Consider the following 23022-nt stretch of genomic DNA (forward strand, 5'->3'; position numbering starts at 1 on the left):
TTTACACCTCTAATAAACTACACTAGATATAAAATATTATCTCCCTCAAAATCAACATAAAAGCTAAATAAACGAAGATTTACGATTAAAAATCTTCACAAAGATATCTCCACATCAATATATCTTAGTATCATTGCGTATCGTATAAAGGATATATTGACATGAAGATTATAGCTGTTATAAATCATAAAGGTGGTACAGGAAAAACAACTTCTACCTTAAATATTGGCGCCGGTTTAGCTCGTGCGAAAAAAAGAACATTACTAATTGATATTGACCCACAATCTAACTTAACAGAAGGCTTAGGATTCAGAGATGTTAAGGTGTCGATTTATGATAGTATCAAGAATGACACTCCCCTTCCCATTGAAACCATTTCAGAATATTTAGACATTGTCCCTTCTTCACTTGATTTATTAGGTGCAGAGATTGAGCTGGTATCCCGTTTGGGCAGAGAGACCATTGTGAAGAGGTTGTTGAAAGCAGTGGATGGAAAATATGATTATGTTTTGATCGACTGTGCGCCTGCTTTAGGCATGTTAACTGTAAACGCATTGGTTGCAGCAGATACCGTATTGATCCCATTAGAAGCAGAATATTTTGCCTATAGAGGTATTGACCGTCTGGTTTCTATCATTTCGGATGTGAGAACGCATTACAATGAAGACCTGACCATTGGTGGTGTATTTATTACCAAAATCAATCCTAGAAGGGTAATTACGGAACAAATCACTGACAGTATCAAAAAATATTTCAGTGATAAATTATTTGAAACTTCCATCAGGGTAAACGTAGCCCTAATCGAAGCACAATTAAAAGGTGTTGATGTATTTGAATATGCACCATTATCTAATGGCGCTGTGGATTATGAAAACCTTACGGAAGAAATTTTAGTTAAATTATAAGATTATGGCAAAGAAAACTCTGGGTGGTATAGAGGATAACAATAAAAACTTAGGCGGTGTATCCGCTTTGTTCAATTCTCCTTCAAAAGAAACTCCGGCAACAAAAGGAGAAAAACAAGCCCCTTCACCAGAAGACGAAACCGTTACTTATCCATTGAGACTTAAAAAAAGCGCTTTAAAAGCCTTGAAAATTCTTGGTGCACAACAAGGAATCACCGTTAAGGACTTGATTTTAAAAGTAGTAGAAAAAGAATACGATTTATAATCATTCCAGGTCATTGTATCAAGATATCTTGATACAATGACCTGGAATTAAACCAGCCTATTGCTTAAAATATTAAAGTGACAGCCTGTTTAGCTCGGTGCTATTCCCATCGGATTTAATTCTTGCTTTCTTCACCTTTGTATTTTTATCAAAAGTATACCTGAAACTTAATCTGATCCTACGGGTATCATTTTTGGTTAACCCTTCTGTGATGAGCGGAGCAGTATTAGTCCTGGCGAGGCGGTAGTTGTTATAAAAAATATCGGATGCATCTAGTTTAATGGAAGCCTGATCTTTAAAAATAGATTTACTGATCCCCATGCTTACATTCGAAAAAGCACTCATATCATAGATGCTGTATATAGATGCAGAGCTATAATAAGCTGAAATTTCAGCGGCTAAGCCCTCCCCCATTTTAAAACTATTCATACTACTCAGCGTTACATTCGCTTTACTTCTTCTTTGCACGCCATGAGGGTCAAATGCAGCAGGAGATTTAACGATTTGATAGTATAGGGCTGCGCGGTTATTCATACTCCACCAGGAAGTCATTTTAATAGGAAAAGCGAAGGTACCACTGAACATTTCCTGAGCCAGGAAGTTTCCTTTCGTCTCTATAAATCTCAATTGTTTTTCATCATAGCTGATAAAGTCTGAAATTGCATCTGCTCTACGGGTATAGGCTAAATTCAGACTGTATTTTTTATACAGTTGATTCCAGGAAAAAGTGTGCGCATATTCTGGTCTTAAAAAAGCATTACCACGTATGGAAGTGTAATTGTCTATAAATAACTCATAAGGAATTAAACTTTCATAAGCAGGTCTGTTGATGTTTTTTGCATATGAAATAGAACTTGTATAGTCCTGATTCAGCTTATAGTCTAAACGAACATTAGGAAATAAATTAAAATAGCTGGAATCAATTCCGCGAACTACACTATAAGTACTATTTTCTGCACGTAGTCCCATTTGCAAAGAGAAACTACCTAGCTGTTGGTTAAAATTAACATAACCTGCAAATATACTTTCCTGATAACCCAATTCATTTAAAGCATCCCCACTTGGAGTCCAGTTTCCATCTTTAAAAACTTCGGCGGACTGCTTACTTTGATTATCGGTAAAAGTGTACTTCAAGCCGGTCTCCAATTTTGAAGCTTTGTTGAAATTTTTGGTATAATCCGCAGTTCCGGTATAAATATTATAGGTAGCGGCTGCATCATTCCTAAGCATGTACTTTTTTTCTGTCCCGTTTGGCTCCGTTAAATTTTGATGAAACTCTTGCTTTTGTGTACTGGTAAATAGCGCGTAGTTTGCAGACAACATTAGATTCGAGCCTAAAGAATCCAGCGTTTTTTTATAAAAAATGTTATAATTAGACAAATCAATTTGGATAAAGGCATCATTAAAGGTTTTGCTTTGGCTGATGGCATTACGCTCGTTGATCGTAGCATTGATATTTCCTAAACCATTCAGATTTGCGGAGATCAGACTAATGTCTACACCCAATAGGTCGTTTTTCCCTAACTGATAATTGAGGCTACCAGACAGATTTTTATCTTTTCCTTTTCCGCTTGACAGGTCTACTGTTTGATTAAAATCACCAATATGTTCCTTTCCTTGAAATAGCTCACGTTTCACGTAACCACGTTGAATTTGTCCGCGGTTGTTATATCCTCCTGAGACCGTCAAATCCAATTTACGATTCCCCCATCTCAAATCAGTATTTATGCCCCCAGCGGTACGGTACCCTTGAGAAACATTCCCAGAAATACCCGCCATCCAACCCAAATCAGTATTTTTCTTGGTGTGGATTTCAATGACACCACCTGAAGCATCTGCATCATATTTGGCAGAAGGGTTATGGATAAACTCGATGTAATCAATTTGTGTTCCCGGAATAGAAGCCAATACCGTTTCAAGATTAGTATTTGGAAGCTTTTTACCATTCAACAGGATCAACACATTCGATTTACCATTCATCGTCAGCTTATTATTGATCAGCTCTACTGATGGAGCGATCGCTAAAATTCCATATAAATTATTTCCGCTTGCCAACACACTTCCAGCAACATTCATTACTGTCCTATCTGTTTTTTGCTGAATAAGGGGCTTAGCTCCTTTAATGGTGACCCCTGCCAACTGCTGCTGATCATCTTTTAACACAATATCATTCCATACCTCTTTTTTATTTTCAAGATTGAGCTCCTGGACGAAAGTCAGGAATCCAATACTGGAAATACTCAGCATAAATTTCCCTGACTGAGTTTCCTGGATCACAAACAGCCCATTTACATCCGTCAATACGGTCCTTTTAGCGGCGCTATCTGCCACTAGTTTTTTTAAGGTGATGGTAGCAAATGGTACCGGCATCTTCCCCTGATCCAGCACTTTCCCTGAAATTTTGTATTGGGCATGGGCATTAAGCGTAAACAAGCATAAAATACAGCTGATAAGAAATGGAAACAATCTGATAGATAAAATTTTCATAATTCGTGTTGGGTTCGTTTTTATTGATACCCAAAACAACGCCTTATCATTAAGTCTACTAAATAAGATTGACCAACAGGATCAAATGAGCATTAAACTGATGAAATAACACGACAAAGACTGAATTTCCTGGAAGTTTTGTTTTTGTCAACCAAAAACACAGGTTTATCCGAAAAATCAACACTTTCGTCATTAAATTCTTATTATTATAGTCCAGACACAGATATTCGATTCATGGAAGACCTTCAAATCAAAAGTATGCCTTCAAAATTGAGGTCTGCTCGCTTACAGCTACATGCGGTTTTTATCACTTTTATCATGTGTGCATGGCCGGTTTATTACCTGATTTATGCCAGGAAGCCTGATTTCAAATGGACAGAAGTATATGGACCATTGACATTATTCTATTATGCTTTCATTGCCGCCTGTACTTACTTCATGGTATTTGTGGTATTACGCGACCGCCCATACCTAAAAAAGAGCAACAGGATTCTGATCAAAATTGGTGGCACCATCATCGTGGCCTTACTTTATATTGTCATTCGTTGGGGAGTAGAACAGCACCTGGCTTATTGGTTATTGGGAATCAGGACCTATTATCGCGAAATCACTTTTAGCTATTTCTTCCATGACAACCTTGTTAATGCTTTCATTGTCGTATTCTGCAGTCTTTTTGTGAAGTTCATGGACGACTGGTACATTACCGACCGTATGAAAACTGATCTTGAAAAACAGAACCTTCGTCTGGAGCTCGATTTCTTGAAATCTCAGGTCAATCCTCATTTTTTGTTTAATACACTGAATAACATCCAGTCTTTTATTGTCCAGGATGAGAAGATGAAATCGATTGAGCTCATTGGGAGACTTTCAGAATTTATGCGCTTCGCACTTTATGAATGCACGGAAGAATATATTGATTTAGATAAAGAAATCAATATGCTTGGTGATTATGTGGAGCTGGAACGCGTGCGCTGCGATGATCGGGTCATGATCAGTTTTGAGACTTCTGGCAACTTTGGCGATTATAAGGTTCCTCCCCTACTATTGATGCCCTTTGTGGAAAATGCTTTTAAGCATGGCGCCGACGATCAACTTAACAATTCCTGGATCAAAATCAACATCAGCCTAAAAGAAGGCCTTTTAAAACTGACAGTAGATAACAACTTTTCCCCTGCTGCTGTCTCCCTGGAAAAAAACGGAGGAATAGGGCTTCAAAACGTAAGAAAAAGATTGAAATATTATTTTGCTGATCAACAGAAATTAGAAATTTCCAGCAATGGAAACACTTTCCATGTGAGTTTAAACCTTCAATTAAAATAAGTCGAATTTTCCATTAACCCGAATAAGAAAGATATGAAACTGATCAACTGTATTATTGTTGATGATGAGCCACAGGCCCGTAAAATGATGGAAACTTTTGTTTCACAAATCAGTGGTTGGAAGATTCTCCGCGTCTGTAGCAATGCCATTGAAGCATTTGAAGCTTTACAGACCTTTAGCGTAGATGTTATATTTCTGGATATAAAAATGCCCATTTTAACCGGGATTGATTTCCTGAAATCACTAAAAAACCCGCCATTAGTCATCTTTACTACGGCCTACAATAAATATGCAATGGATGGTTATGAGCTTAACGTGGTAGATTATCTGCTAAAACCAATCTCCATGCACCGGCTGTTACAAGCCGCAGAAAAGGTGGCCGAAAGAATAGACAACAGGAATGTCCAAAATCTTACAGAACAACGCCCCGAGCTGAGTTATATGTTTGTGAAACATGAAAACAAACTGATCAAAATCAACTTCACCGATATCCTCTATATAGAAGGGATGCAGAATTTCGTCAATATACACCTTGCTGGAAAATCTTACCTGATTACACAGACCATGAAATCTTTAGAAGACTTACTCCCTTCTTCCTCATTTACACGGGTACAAAAATCCTATATCGTTTCTATGGAGGCCATTACGGCCGTTTTCGGAAATACCATTGAAATTGGTGCGATTCAAATTCCAATAGGTAGCAATTATAAAGTAGATTTTATGACCAGAATAGATAAATAATCCTCCGCTAAAGGATTGTATTTTATTGTTTACAAATGATTTTTTGGGTTATAATTTGTGTTGTCCTCACACACACAAATATAAACCGCTATGAAAAAATTACTTTTAAGCGTTATGGCTTGTTATGCCCTAACCGCAAGCGCTCAGGTGCAAGAAAATCAAAACTTTTTGTACCTCTATTCCGATTCTATCGTCTACGCAAAAAAGATCCAGCTGCGCCCTGATTTCGCTGGTTATTGGCAGCTCAGAGTAGATTCCCGTCGGGTACCTGTAGATCAGGTGAAGTTCTTTAATAACCAGGATGGCTTCTTTGCGAATACCCGAAAGTTTTCCTTACTGGGAGAAACTGCATTTTCAGAAAGAATTGTCGCAGGAAAAATCAACCTTTTCCAGGAAAGATCTTATGATCCTTATGCGTACCATAGTGGCCATGGCTATGGAGAAAACAGGTATAGTAGGGCCAGCCTCTCCATGTATTACAACAAAGGCTTTGGGGATCTCAAAAAAGTGAAGTACAAAAACTTAGCAGAAGACATGGCAGACCATCCGGAGAGCATGAAATTTTTAAATGCCTATAAGAAAAGTGCCAACTTGAGTAAGATCATGTATACAGCTGCCGGAGCCTCGATCATTGGAAGTTTTGCTACCCTGCTCAGTGGAGGAACCAGTTCGATGAAAAGTCCAAATATGGCCGTTACCTCCATCTTAATGGGGGTTGGTGTTGGCTTTGCTGTGGGCGGATTTGCCGTTCAGGTATCCGGAACCAGAAATATTGAAAATGCGATTGACAGTTACAACAGATAATCATCAAGCATTACTCCTCCGCTCCAGAAATCTGGCCGGAGGAGTTTTTCCTAAAAGGCAGCAAAAAACATTTTTTATGTACATTCACCGACCAACTAAATTTTATGACTAAAATCGCCTACGTTTCCTATCATATTCAAGAAGTATATACCCCAATTACCGAAGATGAAGAATCAACACTCCTTAACTTTCTTTTAGAAAAAGGGCTTGCTATAGAACGCGTCATCTGGAATGATCCTTTAGTGGATTGGGAAAAATACAACCTCGCCATTCTAAAATCACCTTGGGATTATACTGATCACCTGACTGATTTCAAACAATGGCTGGATCACCTGGAATCTTTAGGTATCAAGCTCCTGAATCCCTTTGATAAGGTAAGGTGGAACATGGATAAGCATTATCTCCAGGAAATCGCTGATGCCGGTTTACCTGTTATCAAATCTTTATACCTGGAAAAAGGAAGTGTTCTTAACCTCAGCAGCTTGTTGGCTGGTTTTAATGTTGATCAACTGATCATCAAGCCCTGTGTTAGTGCAGGAGCCAAACATACCTATGTACTTAGGGAAGATAATTTTGCCGATCACCAGGAGCAAATCAATGACTTGCTAAAAGAAAATGCCTTTATTGTTCAACCTTTTATGAAAGAGGTTTTTGAAGGGGAATGGTCATTCTTATTCTTTAATGGGAACTTTAGTCACTGCCTGTTAAAAGTGCCAAAAGATGGCGAATTCAGAGTTCAACATTATTATGGAGGTAGCGTCAGTGTTCAAGAAACAGCGGATAAATATATTCAAGAGGCGAAAGCATATGTTGACCAGTTTGCAAAGGGATGTCTTTATGCAAGAGTAGATGGCCTTCTCGTGAATGATCAGCTAAATCTCATGGAACTGGAGCTGATTGAGCCTTATCTTTTTCTGAATAGTCACCCCGGTTCTTTAGAGAACTATTATCAAGCGCTTACGGTACAGCTGAACAGTTAAATCTGGTTGACAGTCCACCATCCAAAAACAATTGTTTATTTTTCATAGCTTTAAGAAATATGAATAAGTCTAACAGAAGAAAATTCCTTGGAACTGCAGCTGTACTTTCAGTTGGTACAGTTGCCAGCGCAATGCCCATAACGAGTATGAGTAAACACTATCCGGTAGTCCACCATGTATTTTTCTGGTTGAAAAACCCAGGTTCAAAAGAAGACCGTGACCAATTGGTTGCAGGTGTAAAAACACTTTCAAAAATACCCACCATACGTGAGCTACATGTAGGCATTGTGGCCAACACAGAAAAGCGCGATGTTGTAGACCATAGCTGGGGCGTATCGGAGTTGATGTTTTTTTCTGACCTTGCCGGACAAGAAGCTTATCAGACACACCCAATACACCTCGAGTTCATTAAAAACCACAGTCATTTGTGGGAGAAAGTGATTGTTTATGATATAGCTGAAGCTTAAAAATTAAGCGCCTGCATTACGATTAACATGTAAAATCGATTATATGTTAATCGTAAATCTATTTCTGATTTTCCAACACCTGCTTCGTCATTAGCAGTAGTCTTTTATTAGCATCCTCGGGGTCCTCTCCCCCAGCAGTATAAAAATTGGCACCCTTCCTTTTAGAATCACACCACACTTTACCCAGCGAGTATTCCGTAAGTGTGTCTGGACGCATGATTTTCTTCAGGCTGTCTACTCTCCCCTCATTCAAAGCAATAACCACAGCACCTTCTATTTTATCGGTGCAATAAATAGGTTCATAGTGATCACCTGTCCAATACATACATTCCTTAGACTTAACCATCGAAAGTCCGATACCCAATACCAAGAATAGTCCATAGTAAACCATGGCTTTCTTAGTTTTGAATTTCGCGAATTTATCAGTCGGAGGAGGAACAGGAACATGCTCTGGCTCTCGATCTTTTTTATCCCATAACGCATAAGGTCTAGGGTTAAAATCTATTAACCAGGCGAGGAGCTCAATAATACTTGGCCTTGGATCCCTTATCCTGTCTCTAAGTAAATTTACCAGAGGTCTGAATCTATCCGGATCGGTTCTTTCCATGAGCTGACGAAAACTGGTATCAGTACTTTCCAGGCCAAAAAAAGAGCTCAGGATAATGTTGTCCTGACTTGAATATCTTTCATTATAAACTTTAAGGCATTCCATTTTCAACTGAGCAGGACTTGGATGCATCAAAGGATTCGAAAGCGCAGCCGCCTCCCTCATTTTATGGTATTCAAGAATCACTTCCTTTTTATAGTCTTCGAACATTTTTACAGCTTAACATTTTCAAATAACCGGAATTTCCGGAATCTCTTCCGCATTATCGGAATTCCGTAGGAATCATCGGAATTACCGGAATCGCTTGATAATTAACGATTTGAACACCCATACATTTGCTTCAGAAATCAGATAACAATCGATTCGCTATCGAGGTAAATGTACAAAACTGATTTCATAATGAGCGGAAAACGCGGGGGCTAGTCTCCGGTTTGGGAAGCAGTTATTAGCTCCCGCGTTTAATGCAATCCACTTCCCAAAAATTTCAGAAGCGCTTCTGAAATGCAATTGTAGCAGTCCCTGCGATCGGTTTCGCAGGGGACTACACCCGTATTTCATTCTTTAATTTTTAAACCATGTTACAATTAATAATTGCTCTTATGTTAGGATTTGCTAGTCCATCACACACCAACAATGACAACAATACACCAGTAACAACTGCAACCACTCCAGATCCTGGACCAGAAACTGGTGGCGATGGAGGACATATTCCACCTAAAAAGCCATAGCCTAAAAAAATTAAGGCAGTTTTTACTGCCTTAATTTTTTTATATTTGAGCAAATACAATAACTTTTGAAAAAAACGCTACTCCTTCTAATTCTTTCTTTTGTTATTTTTTCTTGTAAAAAGAAACAACAAATCATTATACCTATTAAAGATTTTGATTTTGATAAGGCGGACTCACTTTTTCAAAAAGAAAACGATTCAGCATACTATTACTTCAATAAAGTAGTCACAAATTCCAAAGATAGTTTGCAAATAGCTCAGGCATACAATTACATGTCTGTAATCCAATTTAAAGAAGGAGATTACTTCGGAAGTCAGGAAAATTTACTGACTTCTCTTCAGTTTTTGGATGAAAAAAATCCTAAAGATTTTGACTGCCTATCCGCAAATTACAATGAATTGGGCCTAACCAGTTTTCATTTAAAAAATTATGATGATGCCATTAGGTATTACGATGCAGCCATCAAATTCTCCACAGATAGCAACCTAAAACTCGTAATTTCAAACAACGAAGGATTGGTATACCGGAGCAAAAAAAACTACCCAAAAGCCTTAAAAATTTACCAGGATATTCTCTATAAAAACCCAAAGAACAAAATAGAATACGCTCGTAAATTAACCAATTACGCCTATACCAAATGGCTTCAAAATCCTGCTTATAATGCAGAAGCAGAACTCTTGGAAGCACTCCATATTCGCGAAAAAGAAAATCGTGATTGGGGTAAAAATTCCAGCTATTCCCACCTTGCAGATTATTATACCGCTAAACAGCCAGATATTGCCCTGGATTATGCGCATAAAATGTATCAGATCGCCAGTAAATTAAAAAGTCCTAACGACCGACTGGAAGCACTCCATAAACTAATCAAATTAAGTCCAGAGTCACAAACCCGGAAATATTTCAATATTTATGAATCCATTTCCGACAGTTTACAAAGCGCACGCAATGTTGCAAAAAATCAGTTTGCACTAATCCGTTATGAAAGCGAAAAAAACAAAACAGATAATCTGAAGCTTCAGAAAGAAAATGCGGAAAAAAGACACCAGATCGTGATGAGAGAGTTCATACTTCTAGGTGCCGTATTGGTTGTTATTTCCGGCTCTTTCATTGCTTTTCTTTGGTACAAAAAAAGAAAGCAAAAAATAGAATCAGCCGCTCAAAATGCCATTCAGGCGAGTCGCCTTAAAACTTCAAAGAAAGTACATGATGTGGTCGCGAATGGACTGTATCGGGTGATGACAGAAATCGAAAATCGGGACGACATAGACAAAGAACATATACTGGATAAAATCGAAGATTTGTATGAAAAATCACGCGACATCTCCTATGATAAACCCGCAATTACAGACCAGAATTTTCACCAGAAAATCTCTGCCCTGCTCATGTCTTTTGCTACGGAAAGCACCAAAGTTCTAATTGCTGGAAATACCCCGGAACTATGGGACAAAGTGAATACAACAGTCAGGTATGAGGTGGAGCATATTCTTCAGGAATTGATGGTCAACATGGGAAAACATAGTCAAGCCAGCAGTGTGGTTGTTAAGTTCGAAAAGAAGGAAGATCGAATCAATATCTATTATACCGACAATGGAATTGGCATATCAGAAGGAACCAGCTTAAAAAATGGCCTTACAAATACGGGAAACCGTATAGATGCTATTCGGGGAGAAATTACCTTTGATAGTAAGCTAGAAAAGGGACTTAAAATTCAACTCTCTTTCCCCATTTATTAATTTGATCAAGATGTTCAACAGAGTACTAATTGCCGAAGACCACGAAAGCACCAATATATCCGTACAAAAAACACTGGCTGATCTTGGGATTACCGAGACCACTTATACCTATTATTGCGATGATGCATTGATGCTCCTGAAGAAGAGTATTCAGAATGACGAGCCATACGATTTACTGATTACTGACTTATCTTTTGAAGAAGACCATCGTCCACAAAAAATTGACGGGGGCTTAGCACTAATACGTGCGGTAAAAGAAGTGCAACCAGGTTTAAAAGTGCTCGTTTTCTCCGCAGAAAAAAAGGCTGCTATTATTGATGAGCTTTTCAAAGAATTAGGGATTAACGCCTATGTCAGAAAAGCCAGACACGACGCCAAGGATCTCAAAATGGCAATAGACGCGATCTATAAGGGTAAAACCTACCTTTCTGCCGATCTTAAACAAACGGTCAAACAGAAAAATGCTTACGAGTTCACAGAATTCGATATCACCATCATCACCTTGCTCTTACAAGGAACGCTTCAAAAAGACATCCCAGCTTACCTGCAACAAAACAACATCAAACCATCTGGTTTGAGCAGTGTAGAAAAACGATTGAACCTCATGAAAGAGGCCCTGGAATTCTCTAAAAATGAACAATTGGTGGCTTATTGCAAGGATTTTGGCATCATTTAGGTGCTTCCTAAGAGAGATTCCATATTCCCAAAAAATCCTTTTAACTTCCCCTACATATAGCTATATTCAATGGCTAATTAAGAGGATATCATATGGATGAAAAGCGCGATAAAGCCAATAAATTGTTTTTAATGATCGGTATTTTTACCGGATGGTTTGCATTAATCACACAACTGTATCTTACCATCGTAAATAATCAAATTCCAGTCATAGAATCGGTAACCAGGTATTTCAGTTATTTCACCATCTTAACAAATATTATGGTCGCCTTGTGCTTTACACAGCTGTTATTAAAGTTCAATAAAAAGGAGGAGCATTTTTTTTCCAGGCCGAAAATTCTGGCAGCAGTAGCAGTTTACATCTGTGTAGTTGGAATTATTTACAATTTAATACTACGCTTTACCTGGCAGCCGCAAGGATTACAGCTGATTGTAGATGAACTCCTTCATGCATTCTTACCGGTTTTATTTTCAGTTTATTGGCTGATTTTCGCTCCTAAAAGCACCTTAAAGTGGGCTGATGCATTTGCTTGGTTAAGCTATCCCTTTGTTTATTTATTATTTATACTTGCCAGGGGTTCCCTTTCGGGATTCTATCCTTATCCATTTGTAGACGTAGCTACATTTGGATACCAAAAGGTTCTGTTAAATAGTTTTTATCTGTTGATCGTTTTTCTAGGCTTATCCCTGTTACTAGTCTGGATTGGTAGATTCATTACAAACCGTCAGCAAAAGAATAAACCCATAAGGAACTAAAGCAGGTAATCTATTTTCAATTTGCTACTATTCACAAACTGTTTGGACATCTCATCAGGAAATATATCTAGTGTATTCAAAGCGACCTCATTACAAATATTTCTAACCAATTCCCTTGGCGAAATTTTTTCAATTACGACATCTGAAACCATGGAGGTATCCACATATCCTGCATACACGCCAAACACTTTGATTTCAGCTTCCAGTTCCTGTCTGATCGCCTGCGTAAATACATGTAATGCCATTTTGGAAGCACAATAGGTACTTATGTTTTTAATTAGAACCAAGCTTCCTATGGAAAGAATATTGATAATTGCCGGATTTGAATTTCCTTTGAGCACCGAAAGGAATTGATTGCATAAATCCACAGGTCCGATATAGTTCACATTCATCTCGAATTGTGCTTTAGCAGCCGATTTGTCCTCCAGGAAACTTGCTTTCAGCTCTACTCCAGCATTATTAATCAGGATGGTGACATCTGTGCATTGTTCCCTACATTTTGCAACGTCCAAAGTACTTGTCACATCCAATTTAATCGGAATAATCAGATCCGGACGGATCAGACTTAAATCTTCAAGCGCCTCAATATTTATACCTGCAACATAAACTTTCTTTACTTCGCGATTTAAAAGCTCTGCAACAAATGCCTTACCTATTCCTCCGTCAGCGCCGGTAATAAACACAACACTATCCTTAAATATATTATCCATGCTTTAATAAAAATATGATGTCGCTAAAGAACGTCAATATCAAATTAATAACGAAATGAAATCCTTACTTCATTGCTTCTAGTAAGTCCTTTTTATACATAGGTCCAATCGGGACAAAGGATTGATCACTGAATATCAAATTGTTTTCTACAATTCGTTGCACATGGTTCTTGTTTACAATGTAGGAACGATGGGCCTGCAAAAAATGTCCCGGCTTTAACTGTTCGAGTATCCCTTTCAAAGTTTGGTATACCAGGTAGAATTTCCCTTTTGTAAATATCTTCACGTAATCTTTACTTCCCTCAATGTAAATGATATCCTGTTGTTTAAGGTTGAGCAGACTTTGGCCATCCTTAATCAGTAAATAGTTAGTTTGAGCTTCTTCGATGGGTTCATTTGACAAGCCGGCCTTGTTAACTCCCTTCATAAATCGTTCATACGAAAACGGTTTTAACAAATAATCAACGGCATCGAGTTCATAACTCTCAAAGGCATATTGTTTGTAAGCCGTCGTAAAAATAGTCTTCGGTTTGGTGGTTAAAGCCCTCAAAAAATGTAATCCATTAACCAAAGGCATCTCAATATCTAAAAATAACAGATCTACCTTGTGTTGTCCTAAGTACTCAAACGCTTCTACTGCATTCCTGAAAGAGGCTAAATGTTCCAGGCCTGGAGTTTGGCCAATATAGTATTCCAATACTTGATGAGCCATTGGCTCGTCGTCAATTATGATGCAGTTCATTTACGGTTCAAAATTACATTTGCTTTATATTGGTCATTTTCATCTGCCAAAATCAACTGATGCTGATTCGGATAGTAAAGGTTTAATCTTTTCCTGATATTCACTAAGCCAATTCCTCCTACTTTTTTTGCGCCAAAATTGGGAATGGCATGCAATTTATCATTTTGAATGGAAAAAATAATTTCCTCAGGTGTTACTCGTATTTGCGCAATCACTGAGGCATGGTCCTCCAGTTTATGCCTGCCATGTTTAAAGCTATTCTCTACCAGAGGTAGAAATAACAAAGGGGGGATTTTAATAGATTCATCCACTTCTGGCGCCTCAAAAATGATACTTGCTTTAGGAAATTTTTGCTGTTCCAATTCAAAGTAACCTTTCAAAAAATCAATTTCTTCTTGCAGGCTTACCTCCTCTTTATCACAATCGTATAAAATATACTGCATCATTTGAGAAAGTAACAGGATAAAACGAGGTGTATCCTTAGAGCCTACTAAGCTCAAACCATATAAACTATTGAGTGTATTGAATAAAAAATGAGGTTGTAACTGGGTTTTTAGCATATTTAATTGCAGATACAGGTTGTCCGTTTCAGATTTGTGACGTTTCATTTCATTCTGATAAGAGAATCTTGCTAAGCCAATGCAAAAGAAGGCAATGAGGTCGGTCAATAGGATATTCAAATCCCATACCTGATAGGTATATCTAAAAAACTCATTAACCGCTGTACCTTTTGTGCATTGATTAAAAATCCAGGAAACAGCGATATTGTTATAAGGAATAACAAATAAAAAATAAACTACGGTGACGATAAACAGCCACAAATACTTTTTACGCTGCAGAAAATAAGGAATCATCAAGCGGTAATAAGGAATAACCAACAAAGTTGAACAAATGGCATACAGACAAATCTCCAAGTAAGGAAAATCATTATTGGGAATATGTGGCAATTTGATTTGTTCTAAGTAAAATGAATACTTATAAAAAACTACGTACAGCAACCAGATGATCAGTTCAAAAAAAATAGGAAAGGTGAAATTTATTTTCTTCATGACATGACTAAAGTCGTCATATTTATTGATTGATGAAGGCGTATTTTCGACGAAGGCTAATTTTCACACGACTAAAAAAATCAGTGCAAATTTAGTAGGGCATTCTTTGCTTTCAGTCGAATAATGGAAAGTGTACAGATTTTCTTTGCGTTGATTTGCTTCATCAAAAATCAAAAACATGAAAACAATTCTTCCAGTCCTGATTGCGACACTTTGTTTATCCCTAAACAGCCAGGCACAAAAAGCGAACAGTCAAAACAACACAAATGGTGTATATCAGGTTGACAAGACCAATCAAAAAAAATTCATCAGTAATGCTAAACCCTTGATCGAGCAAATGGGCCAGAAAAGAATAGTAGCTTTGGGAGAAGGTACCCACGGTACAGCTGAATTCAATACACTACGCTACTGGATCACACGTGAGCTAATAGAGAAAAAAGGCTTTACGCATATTGCTTTTGAAAACGACCTCAGTGATGGCCTATTGTTAAACCAGGAACTCAACACCAAAGCAGATTTAACGACCATCATGAAAAATCGTTTGCTGAGTATCTGGCAAAATGAAGAAACCAAAGAATTGCTGACCTGGGTAAGAAGCTATAATCAAAGCCACAAAAAGAGAATCAGCATTGAGGGTATCGACTATGTTTATCTCAATGCAGACATCGAGGCTTTACAAAAAACATTAGCTCATCAACCCCTATTGTTAGCTAAAGTGGAACAGCTCAAAGCCCCTGCCAACCTACAGGATGAAGTTTGGGAAGCCATGAATCAAAAAGACAGCAAAGTTGATTTTAAGGCCATGACCAAAAGCAGTTACCAGGGTTATTTAATGGCGGATAGCCTTGATCAAATGATTCGTACTGGTAATTTGTCTGCCGAGACCAAATCAACAAGTCATTTGATCATTTTGAATGTTAAACAGGGATTCGCCCCTTTTTACCACCAATTGACCAAAACAGATGAGCCAAGCAGAGATGTGAATATGGCGGATAACGTAGCTGAAATTCTAAAGAACTCAAATGAAAAGATGATCATCTGGGCACACAATGCACATGTCGCAAAAACTGGTATCTACGACAATGCAGTTGGTGGCATGGGTGGAGAAATTAGTAAACGTTTTCCAGGGCAGTATTTTGTCATGGGCACCAGTACTGCTACAGGTACTTTTGCGGCCACAGAACAATCTCGAGATACCTATACCAATCCGATGAAAGCCTATCCATTAGAACAAACAGTACCCGAATCCTGGGAAACTCGTTTTGCATCTCTGGCCAAACCAGCTTTCTATCTTTTCCCTAAGCTATACAATAGCAAAAACGAAGTGAAACCGGTACGGTTTATAGGCTACACACCAAAAAGTGACCCGAGTACCAATGATAAAACCAATATCAGTAACCTCTTCGATGCCTTTTTGTTCATTAGCGATACAAATGCCGCGACTGCTTTAAAATAAAAACCGTTTTTGATGTTATAGAACGCATGATGAAATTTACTTCCAGATGGCCAGCAAACGCCTGATGACAATAATTTCAGCAGTATGATAGGCGTTATGATCGGCAATTTGAAATGCTTCCCGCAGCAGGGTTTGTCCAGTTCCATGTGCAATGGGCTCAAACAAATCCCGCTGCTGAATCAGTTCAATAAATGCCTCCAGATCATCCTCAATTTGCTTCAAACTTTCCGCCCAACTACTTTGAGTTTCCGGAGCAGTTTCTTTTGGCCAATATCCATCAGGCCATTTTGGTGATTGATGATTGGCATCTTTACTAAACTCCAGCATGTCCCACTGTGCAATCCTGATGTGTTCCACAAGTTGCCAAATACTGTAAGGTAATCCATGTGGCCTTTCGCCAAGCAGCGTAAAAGGAATATTTTCCGTTGCCTCTTTTAATCCGACATGGGCACCGCCGCCGCTTAAAAGTTTTTTAAGTTCTTCAATTAAGGCTTTCATGTTATGAAATATCTAAATATAAGGTGTCATTTACAAACCAATATTAACAAGACAATTCATAAGGAATAAAGTTTCCTTATTTCGGTTTGTCCACTTTCATTTTACTTAACCACAGGTAAATCGTCCATGCACATGTAATCCCGAATATGATAAATAAGGGAACATAATAATTGCTAAAAAAATCATGAAAGTAGGATCCTAAAGTGATCCATTTTCTACCGGATCAAATAGCAATGGAAAAAACTGACCTTCCATTTTATCACCTTCAGGAACTGCAGGTACTCCCTTTAGCAATGCTTTCCCTGACGCTGATGTGGTACCATCAGCAAATACATTTAATACGAATGCCCCTCTGGAATGATTAGACCTATTTTCATTGGATCCATGCAATAATAGAGGATGATGGAAGGTACCATATCCCTTCTTCATTTCTATTGGAACAGGAATAAATTCTTCTTTTTGCTTTTCAGTCAGGTGATCTGCAATACCGTTCATGTCACCAGCCAATTCAGGTTTTTCCAGCAAGCCCCATTTATGACTTTTAGGAATGTATAATAAACAACCATTCTCAACACTGGAGTCATCTAATCCAACCCAGCAGGTTAAATGCTGCATAGGGACCGTCCTTGTCCAATAGGAATAATCCTGATGCCAGGCCACAACACCACCATGCTTTGCTGGTTTACAAAATAGCTGATCATGCCAAAACCGTACCCCCTGATTACCTAACAATTGACTTGCTGCCATCAAAAATGCGGGATTCCAAAGCGTATCATGGAAACCAGGTGTAATTCGCCAGGCACCCAATGCATGAAATAAAACAGTTTCAGGGTTCGATGATTCATTGGAATGGAACTCATGAAAAAGCGCATTTCCAGGGTGGTTAACATTGGTAATCTGGTGCAAATCATTTTTTAAAAAATCAATCTGCTCTTCCTCTAAAAGCTTGATGTTACTTAAATATCCATTCTCGTTAAAGAACTGTATTTGCTCCTCTGTTAGCCTGTATTCATCCCATTGATCTTTAGTCGACGGTTTTTTAAATATATCTGTTAGCTGATGATGAAATTCTGAATAATCTTGCATGGCTATTGAATTGATGAATCACAAATTACCCAAATAAAAAACACCTGAAATCGCTTATATTGATTTAATAATACCCTATTTTGTATATCAAATAACCCATTTAGTCCGAATGAACAAAAAATAAGGTATTTCTCATGAAACCAGTTTTTGAATTTATCTCCCCTTTACCCTCAAGCTCCTTAAAAGCATTTTTCCAGGAAAAAGACGAATTTGACGCGCCATGGCACTTTCATCCCCAATTTGAATTAACCTATATCCTTAGAAGTTCCGGTTTACGCTATGTGGGTAATAGTATTGAAAATTTCGAGGAGGATGATCTCGTGCTATTGGGGCCAAGCTTGCCGCATTGCTGGAAAAATGTGGGGCCACAAATCAATAAAGCCCAAGCCATTGTCATTCAGTGGGACCTCAATTTACTTGGACAAGACTGGCTGAAACAACCTGAGTTTAGCCACATCAAAAGGATGCTGGAACTTTCTGAAAAAGGAATCCGGTTTGATAAAGTTTTCGCCTGCAAAATAAAAGACACCCTCATCAAAATGCTGGAAATGGAGTCCTTTGAAAAGTTAATGTGTTTTTTAAACCTCATGCAGCTGATCTCAGAACAACCGGAATACCAAATCCTTTGCGACCATAACTTTACGATAACCACCGCATCGCAGCAAAGTGACCGGATCAACTCCATTTATCAATATGTGAGAAAACACTATGGATCAAAGATCAGACTGGAAGATATCGCAGCACATTTACACATGACTGAAGAAAATTTCTCCAGATTTTTCAGTCGGGTAATGAAAAAAACATTCTTCACTTTTTTAAACGAATTCCGGCTCCATATGGCTTGCAAACAACTCATAGAAACGGACCTTCAGGTGAAGGAAATTAGCTATGCTTGTGGTTATGAAACCTTACCTTTCTTTTATCGGCAGTTTAAGCGATTTAAGCAAATTTCGCCTTTACAATTCCGGTTGAAATATCATAAACTAGACCCTGATTTTGCCTAATTATTTGAGCACTGAAAATCCAACAATAAAGCTGTTATGCTCCGCATCCACATGATTGACATCCCCTTGACCTGGTGACAAGATATTACCCGCAGCAAATACAGCTAAAGGTTTACCAGTTCGGTCGGTATAAACAAACGGACGCTCTAAATTTTTCAACTTCATTTTTGTGCCATCTTTAAAATTAAGCTCCTTCAGCGAAACCAATGCATTTTTTGCGGGCAACCAATCCTGACCGTTCTTAGATTCAATTAAATATAAACAGCCAAATTCCGGGGCATATTTTAAACTTGTCGAATAGTATTTGGCAATGGCAAAAAAACGTTTCAGCTGCTGATCATACCACATAGATGGATCTTCACTTGATAAATCCTTATCATTGGTTACATTGGAAATGGTTTTAAAACCTCCATATGGTTGCTCTGATCTTGCCATCCAAAAGGTCATTTGTCCACCAGGAATCCTGGATTTATACATCATATAGTACTTTCCATCAGGCCCCTGCGTAACCGAAGGATTATTGGCAATCTCAAAAGTTTGTTCCCGATCAACGGTCATTATTGGCCCATCAGGCCTGGTATAGTTCCCGGCTAAAAGATCTTTAATACTTTTTGCCTTTACCACACCTATAGATTGTGCGGCATTGTATTTCATCCATTGCAAGCTTTCCGGACTCGGGTTGGGGTTGTTTTTAAAAGCAAAGTTCGGATCAAAAGAACTACTGATATAGTACAAATAATAATAGCCATTGAATTTCCTGATGTGCGCATTGTGTTTCGTAAACCTATCCCATTGTCCGGGGCTCCCGGTATGAGGCAACACCGTTTTAACAAATTTATAAGGTCCCAGTAACTTATCAGAGACTGCGCAGGCGATTTCCGAGTATTTCATCCAGCCCTGAAAACCATTAAAAATATAATTTAAAGGATCATCATCCAGTTTACGCTTGCCATGCGGCCAACGGGAATAAAACATATAAAATTTACCATCATCACCGGCAATTACAGAGGGGCACCAGTTGTAATAATCATCACTTTGAAAGATATTTTCTGGCGTTACCTTCCCCAATTTAATGCTAAGATCTGAATCTTTCTGAGCAAAACCCAGCTGAGCAGAAAGTAGTAAAGCAAAGAAAAATACTTTTTTACCCAACATAAATATAGGTTGTTTCATCATTTCGTTTTAACTGCAACAGGTATTTCCAGGTCATTTTTCCTAACCATTTTAAGCTTATTCGCCAGACGTGTTTGCAACATCTTTATCGTTTTCAGGTGTTTCGGATCTTTGGCCAAATTATTAAACTGTTTCGGGTCATTGATCATATCATACAGCTCGATACCTTTGGAAGCATCCTCTTTGTACTGGATATAAGCCCATTCTTTTGTTCTCAAAAGAAAAGCTTCCCCATCAAGCGAAACACTAAAAGCTTCATCTCTGACCGTATGTGAAGGCTTAGACAGGGTTTTTACCAGACTTTTCCCCTGGATATGTTTGGAATATTTTAATCCTGCTAACTCTGCTAATGTCGGATAAAGGTCAATCAGCTCCGTAAAACCATCCACCACTGCAGGTTGTTTTCCCGGGACTTTAATGATCATCGGTACACGTACCGATTCTTCATGGAGGCTTACTTTCATCCAGAATTTATGCTCCCCCAGGTGAAAACCATGATCGGAAATGAAGACAACAATCGTATTATTTTCCAAGCCTTCTTCCTTTAATGTTTTCAATACTTTTCCTACCTGATCATCCATAAAGGAAACCGCAGCGTAATAACCTGCAATTGCCTTCTGTTCCTGCACCGTATTCATCATTGCATTCTTACTGGTTACATAATTTATACCACTCGGAGGAATATCATTCCAGTCATTTTCTACCACATCAGGAACCTTCATATTTTTGTAATCATAACCCTCAAAATATCTTTTTGGAGCTACAAAAGGAACATGTGGGCGAACAAATCCAACGGCCAGAAAGAAAGGTTCGTTTTTATGTTTGCGAATCAGCTCGCTGGCAGTTTTGGCCGTTTTTCCATCTGCATGAACAAGATCGTCGCCTTCAGCTTTCACAATGGTCATTTTATTTCCACCCATCCTTTCTATCTTTCCATCAGGATTGTTCTGTACCAGCTCCGCCTCCCCTGGTGTTTGCCATTCTGCAGCCTGACTGTTAAATTTTTCCGTCCAGGATGCGCTGTCGTCCGTTCCATCTGTTCCTTCCTCAATATCTATGGGAATACCCATGTGGTATATTTTGCTAACTCTTGCCGTATAATAGCCGTTGTTTTTAAATAATTCCGGAAGGGATGCCCTTTGCTTTCCAACATGCTCCCTTCCACTGACATATCCATAAGTTTTTGTCGCACTGGGATAGTAGCCGAACATCATAGAGGCCCGGGATGGACCACAAACCGGGTATTGGCAATAACTTTTAGTGTAACGTGTCCCCTCACCAGCCAATTTATCAATGTTAGGCGTTTTACAAACCTTATTTTCATAAGCAGACACCGCAGTAGCCGTTAAGTCGTCAGATACAATAAAAAGCACATTGGGCTTTTTAGGTGATTGTGCTTGTAAAGTACCTGACAACAGGATCCAGGCAAATAATAAGGCCAGCTTCTTTGGATGATCTTTCATGACAAATTATTAAAAACAATTCCACAATAATAACAAAACTATCACCTTCCTCATTTTCATACAATGTATTATACACTGAAAATGATGCACTATCCTATTTTATTGGCAATAACCAGGTTTCGATACGATGACAACAGCCCTCCCTTAGGATCCCTCCACATAGACCATACAATTATCGGGGCTTTCTTCCGAATTTGTTTGAGGGTTGATAGGGCCTAAAATAGCCAACAGCCCTATCAACAACCTATAGATCAGCTTATAAATTACTTTTAATACTTTAAAAACTTTAAGGTCAATAACCGGATATCCCGAAGATAATCAGTATCTTCATACGATCCACAGTGGACAATACCTAACTCAATCTCAAACCTTTAACCTCTCTAGCATGGCAATCGCTTCAAACGGCCCACAGGGCCACCTTAACGGAAAAGTAGGCAATCTTGTTTTTTATATGTTGAACGGACAACCGGTAGTACGCTTAATCGGCAGAAAAGGTAAGCCAAGCAGGCTTCAACTGGCCAATTACCAGGAAATGGCGGTGACCACCAAACTGCTGAGCAGAATGGCTGGCTTTATTAAACTTGGTTACGGTTTACAAGCCAGAGGGACGGTACATAATGCACATAACTTAGCCACTTCCTACCATAAAAAACAGGCTTTAAAGGGTGAATATCCTAATATAAGCATCGATTACAGCAAGGTAAAGCTGAGTCAGGGACAGCTGCCGGAAACTGCTGATTTAAAAATCAACAAGTTAGCCGCTGGACTTGAAATCACCTGGGATCCAAAAGATGGTACGGACTTAAAGTACAACGACAGTGTGATGGTGATGATATGCTGCCCGGAAACGGGAAAAGACCAGGAATACCTGAATATAGCCAGAAGAGAAGAAGGAAAATGTTTTATCCCGATGCATGAACAGCTACTGAATCAACAACTGGAGCCCTATATTTCCTTTATTTCTGCGGATGGCGAAAAGGTATCCGACAGTGTTTATCTTGGTAATTTGAATGGTGCGGGTAAAAATGCAGCAGAAAAACAACAAGAACTGAAATACCAGCAAGTGAAAACAAGGTTTGATCAGGTGGAAGGCAGTTATTCCAGGCAAATGATCGCCAATTACGGGGAACGTCCAAAAAACAAAGCTTTTAAATCCCTGGAGAAAGAATATCAGGCACTCAAAAAACAACTGGAACACTTACCCGGAAAGCCTGGTTAATTTCCTCCATCGTTAACCTTTCTTTTGCCAAAATTTATGGCTGTTGTTTGGCTACTTTTGACCGGTATTTATCGGTCAACCGGATCGCTTTTTGCTAAATTTTAGCAGAGCCAGGTGGGCTATTCTGATCCATTTTACGCCGCCAAACATCGGG

Annotated in this window: 23 protein-coding genes; 14 read left to right on the top strand and 9 right to left on the bottom strand. The window is 38.6% G+C overall.

Going from position 1 to position 23022, the window contains the following annotated elements:
* Window positions 1–161: 161 nt before the first annotated feature.
* A complete protein-coding gene (locus tag GM920_RS20800; protein ID WP_182961102.1) occupies window positions 162–905 on the top strand; it encodes a ParA family protein in 744 nt (247 codons plus the stop codon).
* Between the two features lie 4 nt (window positions 906–909).
* The gene (locus GM920_RS20805; RefSeq protein WP_182961104.1) at window positions 910–1170 is read left to right on the top strand and encodes a hypothetical protein; all 261 of its coding nucleotides are present in this window, start codon (window positions 910–912) and stop codon (window positions 1168–1170) included.
* Between the two features lie 72 nt (window positions 1171–1242).
* On the opposite strand, the gene GM920_RS20810 is transcribed toward GM920_RS20805, so the two are convergent.
* Entirely contained in the window at window positions 1243–3657 is a 2415-nt protein-coding gene (locus tag GM920_RS20810; RefSeq protein WP_182961106.1) for an outer membrane beta-barrel protein, read from the bottom strand.
* Window positions 3658–3891: 234 nt separating this feature from the next.
* Here GM920_RS20810 and GM920_RS20815 point away from each other — a divergent pair, with 234 nt between their 5' ends.
* The 5 genes from GM920_RS20815 to GM920_RS20835 all read left to right on the top strand — a co-directional run bounded on the left by GM920_RS20815 (window position 3892) and on the right by GM920_RS20835 (window position 7969).
* Window positions 3892–4977: a sensor histidine kinase gene (locus GM920_RS20815; RefSeq protein WP_182961108.1), complete on the top strand. Its 1086-nt coding sequence runs from the start codon at window positions 3892–3894 to the stop codon at window positions 4975–4977.
* Window positions 4978–5010: 33 nt separating this feature from the next.
* On the top strand, window positions 5011–5718 hold the full coding sequence (locus GM920_RS20820) for a LytR/AlgR family response regulator transcription factor (protein ID WP_182961110.1): 708 nt from the start codon (window positions 5011–5013) through the stop codon (window positions 5716–5718).
* A 90-nt stretch (window positions 5719–5808) separates the two neighbouring features.
* The gene (locus GM920_RS20825; RefSeq protein ID WP_182961112.1) at window positions 5809–6522 is read left to right on the top strand and encodes a hypothetical protein; all 714 of its coding nucleotides are present in this window, start codon (window positions 5809–5811) and stop codon (window positions 6520–6522) included.
* Window positions 6523–6626: 104 nt separating this feature from the next.
* Window positions 6627–7502: an ATP-grasp domain-containing protein gene (locus GM920_RS20830; RefSeq protein ID WP_182961114.1), complete on the top strand. Its 876-nt coding sequence runs from the start codon at window positions 6627–6629 to the stop codon at window positions 7500–7502.
* Between the two features lie 59 nt (window positions 7503–7561).
* Entirely contained in the window at window positions 7562–7969 is a 408-nt protein-coding gene (locus tag GM920_RS20835) for a Dabb family protein (protein ID WP_182961116.1), read from the top strand.
* 58 nt (window positions 7970–8027) lie between these two features.
* Here the strand turns inward: GM920_RS20835 and GM920_RS20840 are convergent, their stop codons facing one another.
* Window positions 8028–8786 (bottom strand): hypothetical protein, encoded by a 759-nt coding sequence (locus GM920_RS20840; protein ID WP_182961118.1) that lies wholly within the window; start codon window positions 8784–8786, stop codon window positions 8028–8030.
* 389 nt (window positions 8787–9175) lie between these two features.
* Between GM920_RS20840 and GM920_RS23885 the strand changes: the two genes are divergently transcribed.
* The 4 genes from GM920_RS23885 (at window position 9176) to GM920_RS20855 (ending at window position 12468) form a co-directional block, all read left to right on the top strand.
* Entirely contained in the window at window positions 9176–9304 is a 129-nt protein-coding gene (locus GM920_RS23885; protein WP_262891084.1) for a hypothetical protein, read from the top strand.
* Between the two features lie 65 nt (window positions 9305–9369).
* The gene (locus tag GM920_RS20845) at window positions 9370–11037 is read left to right on the top strand and encodes a tetratricopeptide repeat-containing sensor histidine kinase (RefSeq protein WP_202986157.1); all 1668 of its coding nucleotides are present in this window, start codon (window positions 9370–9372) and stop codon (window positions 11035–11037) included.
* A gap of 10 nt (window positions 11038–11047) precedes the next feature.
* A complete protein-coding gene (locus GM920_RS20850) occupies window positions 11048–11713 on the top strand; it encodes a response regulator (protein ID WP_182961120.1) in 666 nt (221 codons plus the stop codon).
* Between the two features lie 92 nt (window positions 11714–11805).
* The gene (locus GM920_RS20855) at window positions 11806–12468 is read left to right on the top strand and encodes a Pr6Pr family membrane protein (RefSeq protein WP_182961121.1); all 663 of its coding nucleotides are present in this window, start codon (window positions 11806–11808) and stop codon (window positions 12466–12468) included.
* Here the strand turns inward: GM920_RS20855 and GM920_RS20860 are convergent.
* From GM920_RS20860 to GM920_RS20870, 3 genes are all read right to left on the bottom strand, one after another.
* Complete coding sequence (locus tag GM920_RS20860) at window positions 12465–13178, bottom strand: SDR family NAD(P)-dependent oxidoreductase (RefSeq protein WP_182961123.1); 714 nt, start codon at window positions 13176–13178, stop codon at window positions 12465–12467. The two genes, GM920_RS20855 and GM920_RS20860, sit on opposite strands and share 4 nt — an antisense overlap.
* A gap of 64 nt (window positions 13179–13242) precedes the next feature.
* The gene (locus GM920_RS20865) at window positions 13243–13920 is read right to left on the bottom strand and encodes a LytR/AlgR family response regulator transcription factor (protein ID WP_182961125.1); all 678 of its coding nucleotides are present in this window, start codon (window positions 13918–13920) and stop codon (window positions 13243–13245) included.
* Window positions 13917–14969 (bottom strand): sensor histidine kinase, encoded by a 1053-nt coding sequence (locus GM920_RS20870; protein WP_182961127.1) that lies wholly within the window; start codon window positions 14967–14969, stop codon window positions 13917–13919. The genes GM920_RS20865 and GM920_RS20870 overlap by 4 nt, the downstream gene beginning before the upstream one ends.
* A 178-nt stretch (window positions 14970–15147) precedes the next feature.
* Here GM920_RS20870 and GM920_RS20875 point away from each other — a divergent pair, with 178 nt between their 5' ends.
* Window positions 15148–16425 carry an erythromycin esterase family protein gene (locus GM920_RS20875; RefSeq protein ID WP_182961129.1) on the top strand — a complete coding sequence of 426 codons (1278 nt, stop codon included), beginning with the start codon at window positions 15148–15150 and terminating at the stop codon, window positions 16423–16425.
* A gap of 36 nt (window positions 16426–16461) precedes the next feature.
* Here the strand turns inward: GM920_RS20875 and GM920_RS20880 are convergent, their stop codons facing one another.
* Both GM920_RS20880 and GM920_RS20885 read right to left on the bottom strand, forming a co-directional pair.
* A complete protein-coding gene (locus GM920_RS20880) occupies window positions 16462–16923 on the bottom strand; it encodes a DinB family protein (RefSeq protein WP_182961131.1) in 462 nt (153 codons plus the stop codon).
* Between the two features lie 198 nt (window positions 16924–17121).
* Window positions 17122–18009 (bottom strand): phytanoyl-CoA dioxygenase family protein, encoded by an 888-nt coding sequence (locus GM920_RS20885; RefSeq protein WP_182961133.1) that lies wholly within the window; start codon window positions 18007–18009, stop codon window positions 17122–17124.
* Between the two features lie 134 nt (window positions 18010–18143).
* Here GM920_RS20885 and GM920_RS20890 point away from each other — a divergent pair, with 134 nt between their 5' ends.
* A complete protein-coding gene (locus tag GM920_RS20890) occupies window positions 18144–19013 on the top strand; it encodes an AraC family transcriptional regulator (protein WP_182961135.1) in 870 nt (289 codons plus the stop codon).
* Here GM920_RS20890 and GM920_RS20895 read toward each other — a convergent pair whose 3' ends face one another.
* Together GM920_RS20895 and GM920_RS20900 are read right to left on the bottom strand one after the other, a co-directional pair.
* On the bottom strand, window positions 19014–20189 hold the full coding sequence (locus tag GM920_RS20895) for a glycoside hydrolase family protein (RefSeq protein WP_182961136.1): 1176 nt from the start codon (window positions 20187–20189) through the stop codon (window positions 19014–19016).
* Window positions 20186–21649, bottom strand: coding sequence for a sulfatase (locus tag GM920_RS20900; protein WP_182961138.1), 1464 nt, complete (start codon window positions 21647–21649; stop codon window positions 20186–20188). The genes GM920_RS20895 and GM920_RS20900 overlap by 4 nt, the downstream gene beginning before the upstream one ends.
* A gap of 385 nt (window positions 21650–22034) precedes the next feature.
* On the opposite strand from GM920_RS20900, the gene GM920_RS20905 reads away from it, so the two are divergent.
* The gene (locus GM920_RS20905; RefSeq protein WP_182961140.1) at window positions 22035–22868 is read left to right on the top strand and encodes a DUF6266 family protein; all 834 of its coding nucleotides are present in this window, start codon (window positions 22035–22037) and stop codon (window positions 22866–22868) included.
* The last annotated feature ends 154 nt before the right edge of the window (window positions 22869–23022 follow it).

Source organism: Pedobacter gandavensis (assembly GCF_014172405.1).
GTDB lineage: Bacteria > Bacteroidota > Bacteroidia > Sphingobacteriales > Sphingobacteriaceae > Pedobacter > Pedobacter gandavensis.

Coding starts and splice junctions, on each gene's coding strand:
- GM920_RS20800 (WP_182961102.1), top strand. CDS start 162: ATGAAGATTATAGCTGTTATAAATCATAAAGGTGGTACAGGAAAAACA.
- GM920_RS20805 (WP_182961104.1), top strand. CDS start 910: ATGGCAAAGAAAACTCTGGGTGGTATAGAGGATAACAATAAAAACTTA.
- GM920_RS20810 (WP_182961106.1), bottom strand. CDS start 3,657: ATGAAAATTTTATCTATCAGATTGTTTCCATTTCTTATCAGCTGTATT.
- GM920_RS20815 (WP_182961108.1), top strand. CDS start 3,892: ATGGAAGACCTTCAAATCAAAAGTATGCCTTCAAAATTGAGGTCTGCT.
- GM920_RS20820 (WP_182961110.1), top strand. CDS start 5,011: ATGAAACTGATCAACTGTATTATTGTTGATGATGAGCCACAGGCCCGT.
- GM920_RS20825 (WP_182961112.1), top strand. CDS start 5,809: ATGAAAAAATTACTTTTAAGCGTTATGGCTTGTTATGCCCTAACCGCA.
- GM920_RS20830 (WP_182961114.1), top strand. CDS start 6,627: ATGACTAAAATCGCCTACGTTTCCTATCATATTCAAGAAGTATATACC.
- GM920_RS20835 (WP_182961116.1), top strand. CDS start 7,562: ATGAATAAGTCTAACAGAAGAAAATTCCTTGGAACTGCAGCTGTACTT.
- GM920_RS20840 (WP_182961118.1), bottom strand. CDS start 8,786: ATGTTCGAAGACTATAAAAAGGAAGTGATTCTTGAATACCATAAAATG.
- GM920_RS23885 (WP_262891084.1), top strand. CDS start 9,176: ATGTTAGGATTTGCTAGTCCATCACACACCAACAATGACAACAATACA.
- GM920_RS20850 (WP_182961120.1), top strand. CDS start 11,048: ATGTTCAACAGAGTACTAATTGCCGAAGACCACGAAAGCACCAATATA.
- GM920_RS20855 (WP_182961121.1), top strand. CDS start 11,806: ATGGATGAAAAGCGCGATAAAGCCAATAAATTGTTTTTAATGATCGGT.
- GM920_RS20860 (WP_182961123.1), bottom strand. CDS start 13,178: ATGGATAATATATTTAAGGATAGTGTTGTGTTTATTACCGGCGCTGAC.
- GM920_RS20865 (WP_182961125.1), bottom strand. CDS start 13,920: ATGAACTGCATCATAATTGACGACGAGCCAATGGCTCATCAAGTATTG.
- GM920_RS20870 (WP_182961127.1), bottom strand. CDS start 14,969: ATGAAGAAAATAAATTTCACCTTTCCTATTTTTTTTGAACTGATCATC.
- GM920_RS20875 (WP_182961129.1), top strand. CDS start 15,148: ATGAAAACAATTCTTCCAGTCCTGATTGCGACACTTTGTTTATCCCTA.
- GM920_RS20880 (WP_182961131.1), bottom strand. CDS start 16,923: ATGAAAGCCTTAATTGAAGAACTTAAAAAACTTTTAAGCGGCGGCGGT.
- GM920_RS20885 (WP_182961133.1), bottom strand. CDS start 18,009: ATGCAAGATTATTCAGAATTTCATCATCAGCTAACAGATATATTTAAA.
- GM920_RS20890 (WP_182961135.1), top strand. CDS start 18,144: ATGAAACCAGTTTTTGAATTTATCTCCCCTTTACCCTCAAGCTCCTTA.
- GM920_RS20895 (WP_182961136.1), bottom strand. CDS start 20,189: ATGATGAAACAACCTATATTTATGTTGGGTAAAAAAGTATTTTTCTTT.
- GM920_RS20900 (WP_182961138.1), bottom strand. CDS start 21,649: ATGAAAGATCATCCAAAGAAGCTGGCCTTATTATTTGCCTGGATCCTG.
- GM920_RS20905 (WP_182961140.1), top strand. CDS start 22,035: ATGGCAATCGCTTCAAACGGCCCACAGGGCCACCTTAACGGAAAAGTA.